This window comes from Ferribacterium limneticum (assembly GCF_020510625.1).
Taxonomy (GTDB): Bacteria; Pseudomonadota; Gammaproteobacteria; order Burkholderiales; family Rhodocyclaceae; genus Azonexus; species Azonexus limneticus_A.
Window position 1 is genome coordinate 444308 of record NZ_CP075191.1, and the last position, 11260, is coordinate 455567.

The 11260-nt window shown below is 59.9% G+C and carries 10 protein-coding genes; 8 read left to right on the top strand and 2 right to left on the bottom strand.

Annotation, left to right across the window (positions count from 1 at the left end; genetic code table 11):
• Positions 1-84: 84 nt before the first annotated feature.
• Genes KI617_RS02110 through KI617_RS02135 form a run of 7 tightly spaced genes read left to right on the top strand, consistent with a single transcriptional unit; the run spans position 85 to position 7155 of the window.
• The gene (locus KI617_RS02110) at positions 85-396 is read left to right on the top strand and encodes an ArsR/SmtB family transcription factor (protein ID WP_011286167.1); all 312 of its coding nucleotides are present in this window, start codon (positions 85-87) and stop codon (positions 394-396) included.
• Complete coding sequence (gene aas, locus KI617_RS02115; RefSeq protein WP_319004135.1) at positions 393-2537, top strand: bifunctional acyl-ACP--phospholipid O-acyltransferase/long-chain-fatty-acid--ACP ligase; 2145 nt, start codon at positions 393-395, stop codon at positions 2535-2537. The genes KI617_RS02110 and aas overlap by 4 nt, the downstream gene beginning before the upstream one ends.
• A complete protein-coding gene (locus tag KI617_RS02120; RefSeq protein WP_226450191.1) occupies positions 2537-3769 on the top strand; it encodes an amidohydrolase family protein in 1233 nt (410 codons plus the stop codon). Before aas ends, KI617_RS02120 begins: the two co-directional genes overlap by 1 nt.
• Complete coding sequence (locus KI617_RS02125; RefSeq protein WP_226450193.1) at positions 3766-5646, top strand: MFS transporter; 1881 nt, start codon at positions 3766-3768, stop codon at positions 5644-5646. The genes KI617_RS02120 and KI617_RS02125 overlap by 4 nt, the downstream gene beginning before the upstream one ends.
• 8 nt (positions 5647-5654) lie before the next feature.
• Positions 5655-5990, top strand: coding sequence for a hypothetical protein (locus tag KI617_RS02130; protein WP_226450195.1), 336 nt, complete (start codon positions 5655-5657; stop codon positions 5988-5990).
• A 56-nt stretch (positions 5991-6046) separates the two neighbouring features.
• The gene (locus KI617_RS20325) at positions 6047-6172 is read left to right on the top strand and encodes a hypothetical protein (protein ID WP_264180045.1); all 126 of its coding nucleotides are present in this window, start codon (positions 6047-6049) and stop codon (positions 6170-6172) included.
• Between the two features lie 26 nt (positions 6173-6198).
• The gene (locus KI617_RS02135) at positions 6199-7155 is read left to right on the top strand and encodes a GGDEF domain-containing protein (RefSeq protein ID WP_226450197.1); all 957 of its coding nucleotides are present in this window, start codon (positions 6199-6201) and stop codon (positions 7153-7155) included.
• A 368-nt stretch (positions 7156-7523) separates the two neighbouring features.
• Here the strand turns inward: KI617_RS02135 and KI617_RS02140 are convergent, their stop codons facing one another.
• Positions 7524-8372 (bottom strand): zinc metalloprotease, encoded by an 849-nt coding sequence (locus KI617_RS02140; protein WP_226450199.1) that lies wholly within the window; start codon positions 8370-8372, stop codon positions 7524-7526.
• A 714-nt stretch (positions 8373-9086) separates the two neighbouring features.
• Complete coding sequence (locus KI617_RS02145; RefSeq protein ID WP_226450201.1) at positions 9087-10109, bottom strand: helix-turn-helix transcriptional regulator; 1023 nt, start codon at positions 10107-10109, stop codon at positions 9087-9089.
• Positions 10110-10467: 358 nt separating this feature from the next.
• On the opposite strand from KI617_RS02145, the gene KI617_RS02150 reads away from it, so the two are divergent.
• Positions 10468-11229, top strand: coding sequence for a hypothetical protein (locus KI617_RS02150; protein WP_226450202.1), 762 nt, complete (start codon positions 10468-10470; stop codon positions 11227-11229).
• Positions 11230-11260 lie beyond the last annotated feature (31 nt).

The following is an 11260-nucleotide window of genomic DNA, read 5'->3' on the forward strand; positions in this document are numbered from 1 at the left end:
TAACCAGCTGCTCAGCGAAAGCGACCAACACGATTTTTTAAAAGTTCTTGACCAAAACATATCGATATAACTAATATTATCGATATGAAAAACGACTATACCAAAGCGATTCCGCCTGCCTGGCAGGCGATGTCGAAAATCTTTGTGGCGCTGGGCGATGAGCATCGGCAGCGCATTCTGCTGTTGTTCGAGCCGGGCGAGCGGCTCAATGTGGGGCAGATCGCCGAGGTTTCCACGCTCGCCCGGTCGACCGTTTCGCACCACCTGAAAATCCTCCATGAGTCCGGTGTGCTGGCTTCCGAGAAGCTTGGCAAGGAGGTCTGGTTCTGGATCAATCGCGAGTCGCTGGAAAGCACCTTTACCAACGTGCTCGATTACCTGCGGGAGCATTCATGATGCGCAAGTTGTTGCGGCCGCTGTTGCGCGGTCTGGCCCGGTTGCTGTTTCGCATTGAAGTGCCGATGCAACAGGCGAGTTTTGATCATGAACGCCTGCTGATCGTCGCCAATCACCAGTCTTTCCTTGATGGTCTTTTGATCGGCTTGTTCCTGCCTATCGACCCGGTGTTCGTCGTGCATACGACCATCGCCGAGAGTTTTTTCTTCCGCATCCTTTTGTCGCAGGTCGAGTATCTGGCGGTTGATCCGACCAGCCCGATGGCGATGAAGAAGGTCATCCGCCTGATCGAATCCGGCCGCCCGGTGGTGATTTTTCCGGAAGGGCGTATCACGCTGACTGGTTCGCTGATGAAGGTCTACGACGGCCCGGCTTTTGTTGCCGCCAAGACCGGCGCGACCGTGGTGCCGGTGCGGGTCGATGGTGCCCATCGCAGCTACTTCTCGCGCCTGTCGGGCAAGCACCCGAAGACCTTGTTCCCGAAAGTCCGCCTGAGCATTCTGCCCGAGCGCCATTTTCCGATGCCGGAAGGCGCCACCGCCAAGCTGCGCCGTCGCAAGTCGGGCGAGGCGATGCGCCGGCTGATGCAGGAAATGATCTTCGCCTCGCGGCCGCAGCAGACGCTCTATGCCGCGCTGTGCGATGCGGCCGAGATCTATGGTCGTCGGCGCCGCTTGCTGGAAGACGTCAAGCAGATCGAATATTCGTATAACGACCTGCTGAAAATGGCGCTGATGCTGGGCCGCCAGATTGAGCGTATTTCGCAGCCCGGCGAGAAGGTCGGTCTGCTGCTGCCCAATCTGGTGCCGACCATCGGCCTGATTTTCGGCTTGACCGCAAGAAAACGTATTCCGGCCATGCTCAACTATTCGGCTGGCACCGAGGCCATCCAGGCCGCCTGCGATGCCGCTGAAATTCGTACTGTCGTTACTTCGCGCGCCTTCGTCGAGCAGGCCAAACTGATCGACAAGCTGGCCGGGCTGAGCGGCGTGCAACTGGTATATCTGGAGGATGTCCGGGAAAAGATCGGCCTCGGTGACAAGCTGTGGCTGATGGGCTACGCGCTGCATTTTCCGCGCGCCTTTGAACTGCCGGCCTCGCCGGAGGATGCCGCCGTCGTGTTGTTTACCTCTGGTTCCGAAGGCAAGCCGAAGGGTGTCGTACTGCCGCACCGGGCCATTCTCGCCAACATCGCGCAGATCCGTTCGGTGATCGACTTCTCGGTCTACGACAAGGTGCTCAACGCATTGCCGATCTTCCACTCCTTCGGCCTGACCGCCGGCGCGCTGCTGCCGGTCCTGAACGGCGCCAGCCTCTTTCTCTACCCGTCGCCGCTGCACTATCGGGTGATTCCGGAACTGGCCTACGACCGTGGCTGCACCGTGCTGTTCGGCACCTCGACCTTCCTCGCCAACTACGCCAAGTTCGCCAACCCGTACGACTTCTACCGCCTGCGTTATGTCGTGGCCGGCGCCGAGAAGCTGTCCGAGTCGGTGCGCAACGTTTGGTTCGAGAAGTTCGGCCTGCGCATTTTCGAAGGCTACGGCGCGACCGAAACCGCACCGGTGCTCGCCGTCAATACGCCGATGGCCTACCGGACCGGTACTGTCGGCAACCTGTTGCCCGGCGTCGAACACAAGCTGGTGCCCGTGCCGGGCATCGAGCACGGCGGCATCCTGCATGTGCGTGGCCCCAACGTGATGGCCGGTTACTTGAAAGCCGACCTGCCCGGCGTGCTGCAACCGCCGGTTTCGGATATCGGCGATGGCTGGTATGAAACCGGTGATGTGGTGGAGCTGGATGAGGATGGTTTCGTCAAGATCGTTGGCCGGGTCAAACGTTTTGCCAAGATCGCCGGCGAAATGGTCAGCCTGGAAGTGGTCGAAAAACTCGCCACCGCAACCTCGCCAGCCTTGCCCCACGCCGCCTCCAGTCAGCCCGACCCGGCCAAGGGCGAAGCGCTGGTGCTATTCACCACCGATGGCGAACTGACGCGCGAACTGCTCGCCGCCAAAGCGCGCGAAATCGGCGTGCCGGAACTGGCCGTGCCGCGCAAGATCCACAAGGTCGAGGCGCTGCCGCTGCTCGGCACTGGCAAGGTCGATTACGTGACGCTGAAACGCTTGGCGGAAGCTGTTTGATGCAGGCCAATCTGAATCGCCGCCGCCTGCTCGGTCTGTTGGCCGGTGGTGCCGCGCTGTCGGCCGCAGGCTGGGTGTCGGCCAAGCCGCTGCTGGTCAACAAATGTCGGGTCGCCATTCCCGCCGGACTGATCGACAGCCCGTGGCTGCAACAAGCCTGGGCCGGCATTGATCCGGCGCAGCTCTGGGACTGCCACGTCCATCTGGCCGGCATCGGCGATGGCGGCAGCGGCATTGTGGTCGGGCCGCAACTGTCGTCGGTGCTGCATCCGCTGCACTACGCCCAGCGGCTGTTCTACATGAACGCCGGCTGTGCGCACGATGCGCCGGGCAAGGTCGATCAGGCCTACGTCGCCCGCTTGCTCAACCTGTGCGATGCGATGCCGGAAGGCTTCAAGGTCATGCTCTTCGCCTTCGAGCGTTTTCATGATGGCAAGGGCGATGCGCATCCCGAGCATTCAGCTTTCTACGTGCCGAACGCCTGGGCGGCCAAGCTGGCGCGGGACTTCCCGGCACGCTTCGAGTGGGTGGCGTCGCTACATCCCTATCGGGCGAACGCTGCCGATGATCTGAAACTGGCCATCGCCAACGGTGCCCGCGCGGTCAAATGGCTGCCGGCCGCGATGGGCATGGACCCGGCCGATGCGAAATGCGATGCCTTCTACCGTGTGCTGGCCGAGAGCCGCATGCCGCTGATCGTCCATTGTGGCGAGGAGAAGGCGGTCAAGGGCAGCGACACGCAGGCTTTCGGCAACCCGCTGCGCCTGCGCCGGGCGCTCGATGCCGGGGTGAAGGTGGTGGTCGCGCACTGTGCTTCGTTGGGTGACGATCTTGACGACGATGGCAAGGTGCTCAGCAGTTTTGATCTCTTCCTGAAGCTGATGGCCGAGCCGCGCGCCAACGGGTTGCTGCACGGCGATATCTCGGCTATCACCCAGCGCAACCGCAAGCCGGTGCTGATCCGCACATTGCTCGAACGCGGCGACCTGCACGATCGACTGCTGCACGGTTCCGATTACCCGCTGCCCGGCATCGTGCCGCTGACCTCGACCTCCGCGTTGGCCAAGGCCGGTCTGCTGCCGAAAGCAGCAATTAACGATCTCGACATCCTGCGCCAGCACAATCCGCTGCTCTTCGACTTCACCTTGAAGCGCCTGCTCAATTGGCAGGGCCATTCCTTTTCTCCGGCGGTTTTCCAGACCCGCCGCCTTTTCGCTGCGAGCCAAGCATGAGCGGTCAATTCGGCCTTCTGAAAACCAGGCGTTTCGCGCCCTTCTTCGCCACCCAGTTCCTTGGCGCCTTCAACGACAACCTGTTCAAGAACGCGCTGGTCGTGCTGCTGACTTTTCAGGCGGCGCAATGGACCACGCTGAAGCCGGAACTGCTGGCCAACCTGGCGGCGGGCATCTTCATCCTGCCTTTCTTCCTGTTCTCGGCCACCGCCGGGCAGTTGGCCGACAAGTACGACAAGGCGATGCTGGCCCGGCTGGTCAAGGTGCTGGAGATGGTCATCATGGGTGTTGCGGCGGCTGGCTTCTTTCTGCACAGCCTGCCGGTCCTGATGGCGGCGCTGTTCATGCTTGGCTGTCATTCGACACTGTTCGGGCCGGTCAAGTACGCGATCATTCCGCAGCATCTGCACGAGGAAGAGTTGGTCGGTGGCAATGCGCTGATCGAGGCCGGCACCTTTGTCGCCATCCTGATCGGCACCCTGGCTGGCGGTCTGCTCGCCGGTTCGGTCGAGCATCCGGCCTGGATTGCGGTCGGCGGCTTTGTCGTCGCTTTCGCTGGCTACCTGACCAGTCGTGGCATTCCGGCCGCGCCAGCCCCGGCGCCGGCGCTGAAGGTCAATCTCAATCCGCTCAGCGAAACCTGGCGCAATATCGCCTTCGCCCGGCAGAACCGCACGGTCTTCCTGTCCATCCTCGGCATTTCGTGGTTCTGGCTCTATGGCGCCCTGTTCCTTGCCCAGTTCCCGGCCTACGCCAAGTTTGTGCTCGGTGGTGGCGAATCGTCGGTCACTCTGCTGCTGGCGGTCTTCACGGTCGGCATCGGTATCGGTTCGATGCTCTGCGAAAGGATGTCCGGCAAGCATGTCGAAATCGGTCTGGTGCCCTTCGGCTCGATCGGCCTGACGCTGTTCGGGCTGGACCTCTACTTCGCCTCGCCGGTCGGCTTGGCCGGTACGACGCCGCACGAACTGCTTGCCCTGCTCAGCATTCCGGCCATCTGGCGTGTGCTGTTCGACCTGATGATGCTCGGCGTTTTCGGCGGCTTCTTCATCGTGCCGCTCTATGCGCTGGTCCAGTTGCGCAGCTCGCCGGAGTGTCGGGCGCGGATCATCGCCGCCAACAACATCCTCAACGCCCTGTTCATGGTGGTCGGCGCCCTCGGTGCGGCGGCCGCACTTGGCGAAGGGCTGTCGATGCCGGCGCTGTTCGGCATTGCCGCCCTGCTCAACGCGGCAGTCGCGATCTACATCTACGGGCTGGTGCCGGAGTTCCTGCTCCGCTTCGTCGCCTGGCTGCTGGTCAAGGCCATCTATCGCCTGCGTACGACCGGGCTGGAAAACATCCCGCAGGAAGGCGCCGCGGTGCTGGTCGCCAACCATGTTAGCTTTGCCGATGCGGTGATCATCATGGGCGCTTCGCCGCGACCGATCCGCTTCGTGATGGATCACCGAATCTTCAAGACGCCGCTGCTCGGCTTCGTCTTCCGCCATTGCGGCGCTATCCCCATTGCCTCGGCCAAGGAAGATCCGGCGATGATGGAAGCGGCCTTCGCCGAAGTGGCGCGGGCGCTGGCCAACGGTGACCTGGTCGGCATCTTCCCGGAAGGACACATCACCCGCGACGGCGAAGTGCAGCCCTTCCGGCCCGGCATCAGCCGCATCCTCGCGGCCAACCCGGTATCCGTTGTGCCAATGGCGCTGAGCGGCCTGTGGGGCAGCTTTTTCTCGCGGGTTGATGGTCATGCCATGCAGACACCATTCCGGCGCGGCCTGTTTTCGGACATTGCGCTGAGTGTCGGGGCTGCGGTGGCGCCGGCCGAAGCCACGCCGGAATGCCTGCAGGCACGGGTGCGCGACCTGCGCGGCAACATCCGCTGAGATTCGCCATGACCTTCAGACTGAGCGAGGGGTACAAACCGCTGATCGAATTTGTCGCCATCGTACTGGTCATCGGCTATTCGGTGATGCGCAAACGGAAGGTCAACGGCCAGCGTGAGCGGCCCGAGCCGAGCAGCGCGAAATTCATGCTCTACCTGATTGCTGCGCTTGTTTGCGGTTGTACTGGATGGTCCAGTTACGCCTACATGCAGAATCATCACGGCGACTACGCCAATTACCTGATGATGCTTGGGGTGATGATCGGCGCGCCGTTCGGTGCCGGTTTCCTGCTTGGTGCCATCATCGAAGGCTTGCGTGTGGTGTTCTCCGGTAACCGCCGTTAGATACGGCTTTTGGCCAAATTTCCGGTTGACCGTTAAGTCAGGAGCGATGGTCTGAAATGGCAAGGCATCTCGTTGCCTTGACCGTGGCCGATCCGGCACCAGTCGGGCGCGACACCGTGCTAAGGTGCAAGCAGACAACTCTCGAAATGGCGCGCGGTGTCGTGCCCAACTGGCAACCCTGATTCGTTTTGGCAATAGAGGAGACAACGTGGAAGAAGCGCAGACCTTTAATGGCATCGATCGGCTCGAAGGCAGCGATGACTGGGGCGTTTACAAGACCCTGCTCGAATCGACCAAGGCGATTCCGTGGAAGATCAACTGGCAGACCAAGCAGTTCGATTACATCGGCCCCCAAATCGAGACGCTGCTCGGCTGGCCGCGTGACAGCTGGCTCGGCGCGATGGACTGGATCGAACGCATCCATCTGGAAGATCGGGAAAAGACGGCCAATTTCTGCATCAGCCAGTCCGAACAGGGCGTTGATCACGAGGCCGACTACCGGGCCTTGAAGGCTGACGGCAGCTACGTGTGGATTCGCGACGTGGTGCATGTCATCCGTGATGGAAATGGCGTGACGACGGATCTGGTCGGCTTCATGTTCGATATTTCGGCCCGCAAGCAGATGGAGCAGGATGTTGTCGAACTCAATCGCAAGCTTGAAGCCTGGTCGCATCAGGATGGCTTGACCGGCATCGCCAACCGCCGCCTGTTCGATCAGACGATGGCTGCCGAATGGGCGCGCGGCAAGCGCAGCCAGGAGCCGCTGTCGCTGCTGATGTTCGATGTCGACCATTTCAAGGGTTACAACGACCACTACGGCCATGTGAAGGGCGATGAATGCCTGGTCCGTCTGACCCGCGAAGTCAGCCAGATGCCCTTGCGCTCGACAGACCTCTTTGCCCGCTACGGCGGTGAGGAGTTTGCCCTTGTCCTGCCGCAGACACCAGGTGATGCCGCGCTGCAGATTGCCGAAAAATGCCGTGAAGTGGTGGCCGCCCTGAAAATTCCGCATGCGGTATCACCAGTTGGTGTGATCACGATCAGCGCTGGGGTCTGCACCATGATTCCCGGCGAGGAGGGCACGTATACGACCTTGATCGAGCGGGCGGACGACAAGCTTTATCGCGCCAAACGGAACGGTCGGAATTGCATTTGTTCCTGTTAGCAAAAACTGCAGCGTCCGATTTTTCCCGAGTTGGCCGGTGTGCGGTGGCAGTCGGTGAGTTAAGCATTCAGCTGGCGACAATAAGAGCCAGATTCAGTCGCATGGAGCCTATCGGTCAATGCTGAAGACCATGACACAGGCAGCCATTACGCCGGCGCCCGCTATGCCGCGACCGGGCAACCCTTCGGCGACGCGAAGAGGCCGGATGCTTCGCGGATGATTTTGGGGTTTGTGACCAAGCAGTTCGGCCGGGCGGTTCAGCAGTAGCTAACACCGGAGCCTTGCCGGCATTGGTGATATTGGTTACACCATCGAGCAGATTTGAATACGCCGCCAACTGCGGTTTTTTTGCTCTGGGTTGGGCTGTTTTAGGTAAGGAACCCTCGTCGATACTCGGCGAGATGCATCTTTATGCGCTCCACTTGTCCTCGCGTGAATTCTGTCATCCATCCGTCGTCCACGTAGTTCATGTAGTTGTGAACGGGGGCAACTTCCCCCTCCTTGCAAGCGTTGTTGGGTTTCAAGTCATCTGGAGTTCCAGAATTTGGTCCAGAGTGACTTGTAGTGTCGCCTACGTGATCTCCGAAGGCGTCACAACCCCCTTGGAACGTATGGTATAGGCCAAGCCAATGGCCGATTTCATGTACAGCGGTGAGTCCCAAATTGTACGGTTCTGCATCTCCTCCAGGTAAGGTTGAGTAGAGAATAACCACTCCGTCTCGGTCTCTATCGCCTTCCAACTCCCAAGGGAAGGTAGCCCATCCCAATAGTCCCGCAGTCAAGCCTGCGGTATAGAAGTTCAAGTGACGTTCCGGGCTGGCACGTAAAGCGGACTTCGCATATCTTTCTGCGACACTTCCATGATCCATTACGAACCATTCTGCACTTTCGTGTACTTTCACCGTCGCAGGATCATATCTAAACGTAACCCCCGCCGCAGAATATGCTTCATTTAGAACGGCAACTTGTCTAGCTCGTTGAGCTTCCGAGATCGCTCCGTTGTCATTCAGGGTGAGGTGAATAAACTGAATATCGATTTCTATACCACCGATCCGCTCCACATCTATTCGAGCTGATCGTATGCGTTCATCATTGCGTTCGATTTGATATCGGTTCGGATGTGAAGTCGCACAGCCTCTGCCATGGAGCGCATAGTCGTCGACTGATTTGAACGATCTGCCATTTATCTGGAGCGCTGACTTATGAATATTCGGCATCGAAACTTTCCTCCTATGTGAGCAGTGAGTGAGCCTTGATAGAGATGTTGAAAGTGCACTCGATTGTGCTTTCGGTACACCAAAGGGACGTGCGCCCTCCTAAGGTCTTCGGATTCCTATCCAGACTAGAAACTTCCACCGATTGATATCGTTGTCGAGGTCTCCCCCTTATTGTCTACCTTTACAGTTCCGCTTACGGTAGAGCCGCCAACATTTACCGAAGCGGAGCCAGTAACGCTTTGAGAACCGTGGTCGTTACTTGCAGATATATTCCAACCTTCTCTAACGGTATCAGCTAGTTCGGACGTTGGTGCAGTGGCGTCTTTACGTTTTTGGAGGGTGGTTTCGTAGTGTTTGATGCACCGCATTCCGTCGCGCACTATTTGTCCCAATGCAGCCAATTGTTTTTCGTCTGGGGCGCCGAGTAGAAGTTCGTCTGAGATCGTTAGCATCGCCATTGTCGTGTTCGAAGTGCGTTGACTGCAGCCATACCCCGTTTCGGCCCACTCACCTCCACGACACTTTAGTTCCCTCCCGTTCATACAAATAAGTGAACCTTCCGAATATTGCGTCCCATTAAATGTGCATGACATGTTTTTTTCCTTGTCGTTTGAAATAATATGGTGACCACATAGGCAAGATTCTTGCCTAGCTCAATAGTAAATACCCCTAATGCTTATCGCATTCCCTATTTGAGGTATGCGCAGCCGGGTACTAACCGTTGCCGAGCGCCCCCGTCAAACAAACCAGTTCCCCTTGCCGGTGCGTTCCGGTTTTCTTGTACACCGTCCGCAACTGCGTCCGAACAGTGTCGAGTTTGACGGCGCGGGCTGCGGCGATGGCTTCCAGGCTTTCGCCCTTGGCGAGCAGTACGGTCAATTCGGCTTCGGCGCGGGTTAGGCCGTAGAGGTGTTCGAGGCGGCAACGCACGCCGGGGGCGAGGTGGTGCATGGCGGTGAGGCGGAGCAGCGCGAGGTTCGGCTTGCCGTCGACCGGGGTGGCGGAGGCAAACCAGGTGTCGTCGCTGCTGGCAACGAGCGCTTCGGCGGCTGAGCGGTGACGGAGGCTGGTACCGACCAGCTCTTTCAGTTTTTGGCGGAGCCTGGCTTGGGGGGCGGTAGTGCCGGGTTTTTCAAACAGGACAACCCAGGCGGCCCCGGGGTTTTCGTGGGCGGCGGTGTTGGCCCAGGCGACGGCCAGATTGGCATTGACGACGGCGAGCGGAATGTTGATCTGGGAAGCAATGTCGCAACTGCGCCGCGAGTTGGCGGGGCGGCTTGCCAGGCCTTCCGGCAGCGGTATGGCGTTGCCGACGCGCCAGTGGTGGATGAAGCGGTCAAGTTCCTGGCCTTGCCCGACGGAGAACGGTTCCGAGCCATGAAAGCGCTGGACACCGACCACAAACAGTGTGCCATCCGGGTGGCGCCATTGGGCTGCGATGACATGGTCGATGCCGTGCGGCCGCAGGTAGTCGTGGCAGAGTTCCGGGTTTGCCAAGTAGGCGGGGTGGCGGGTGGTGTCGAGGACGATGGCGCGCCCGGCGGGGCGTTCTTCGAGCAGTTGCGGCAGGGGGTCGAGGTGGCTGAAATGATCCCGGTACTGAGTGATGGCGCTGTCGCTGTGGCCGTTGGCAATCAGGCTGTGCTGCCCATCCGGATGCACCGTGAGCATGCCGCTAGCTTCGGCGCCCAGCATGTCGGCGATGTGGGCCAGCCACTGGGTGGCGTTGTGGTCCATTGGGGTTGGATGCCTTGGCCGAGCCGCGGACGCTTAGGTGCGTCGAACGAAGTGTTGGCCTTGGCTGGCCGGTCCGTGATGCTTGCATGCGCTCATGTGGCTACCCCCGTTGATGTGCGTTGTCTTGAGATGCCTTTAAATTGGTTATTGGAATGAAAGTGCGATGCCGGAGTATTTGCGCGGCAGGTTTCGTTTGAATGACATTTGCTTGCTTGATTCGTTACGCATCGAAAAGTTCAATGTCATTCGGTGGAGGCCTGCCAGTGTTTGATGCAGCTCTGGGAATTTCAATCGCAGCATTCAGGCTCGGCGCGGTGGTGTCCCGTTAAAATGGCGATTTCCCATATTCCGATTCGCCATGACCACTGCCAACCCAATCCCTGCTGACCAACTCGCCAAGCTGGCCAATACCGATATCCAGCGTCTTGCCGCGCGGATGGCGCAAGATGTCTTTGCCGGGGTTTTCCGCCAGGCGGCGGTGACCGATGCCGCGCCGGATGTCGGGGTGCTGGGCGAGGTGGCGGCGCACTGTTATGACTGGTGTCAGGCCGCTGCCAGTGACGAGGCGCGGGCGCTGCGTCTGGCCATGCTGATCAGCGGTCTCGACCAGTGGGGTCTGGCCTATACCCAGGCGTTCAAGCTCGATGCCATTCACCCCCTGACAGCGCTGATCGGCGGCTTGCGCACTCGGCTGGACGCGCGCAACGACATGCTTTTCCAGAAATATTTCGAGCAGATCGATGTGGTGGAATCGGATGCCATCGACTTCAAGGTCGATCTGCGCCGCGGCATTCATCTGGCGCTGTGGCATGCGATGGCCGCCTGCGAAACTGCTGAGCAGATCGAGGCCATCGTCCAGGCGCTGGGCAGCATGATGTTGGCGCTGAACCAGCAGATGCCGGAACTGGGCTGGCGCCTGCTGGCCGATGCGCTGGCCAATATCCAGATTGCCCTGCTCTCCGATGTCGTGCCCGAATCGGCGCAGGCCCAGGAGGGAACGCAGCAGTTGTTCGCCTCGCTGCGCCATGCTTTGCCGCAGGAACGTTATCAGGCCATCCTGGCGCATTCCGGGCAGGCGGTCGTCGCCTGGCAGCAGGCTTCACGGGTCAAAAAGGACTGAGTCCTCCCCGGGGCTTGTCGTTCCCGCGAAA

Excerpts from the sequence above, each read along its gene's own strand:
- aas (WP_319004135.1), top strand. The coding sequence starts at position 393 with ATGATGCGCAAGTTGTTGCGGCCGCTGTTGCGCGGTCTGGCCCGGTTG.
- KI617_RS02150 (WP_226450202.1), top strand. The coding sequence starts at position 10,468 with ATGACCACTGCCAACCCAATCCCTGCTGACCAACTCGCCAAGCTGGCC.
- KI617_RS02130 (WP_226450195.1), top strand. The coding sequence starts at position 5,655 with ATGACCTTCAGACTGAGCGAGGGGTACAAACCGCTGATCGAATTTGTC.
- KI617_RS02110 (WP_011286167.1), top strand. The coding sequence starts at position 85 with ATGAAAAACGACTATACCAAAGCGATTCCGCCTGCCTGGCAGGCGATG.
- KI617_RS02145 (WP_226450201.1), bottom strand. The coding sequence starts at position 10,109 with ATGGACCACAACGCCACCCAGTGGCTGGCCCACATCGCCGACATGCTG.
- KI617_RS02125 (WP_226450193.1), top strand. The coding sequence starts at position 3,766 with ATGAGCGGTCAATTCGGCCTTCTGAAAACCAGGCGTTTCGCGCCCTTC.
- KI617_RS20325 (WP_264180045.1), top strand. The coding sequence starts at position 6,047 with ATGGCAAGGCATCTCGTTGCCTTGACCGTGGCCGATCCGGCACCAGTC.
- KI617_RS02120 (WP_226450191.1), top strand. The coding sequence starts at position 2,537 with ATGCAGGCCAATCTGAATCGCCGCCGCCTGCTCGGTCTGTTGGCCGGT.
- KI617_RS02140 (WP_226450199.1), bottom strand. The coding sequence starts at position 8,372 with ATGCCGAATATTCATAAGTCAGCGCTCCAGATAAATGGCAGATCGTTC.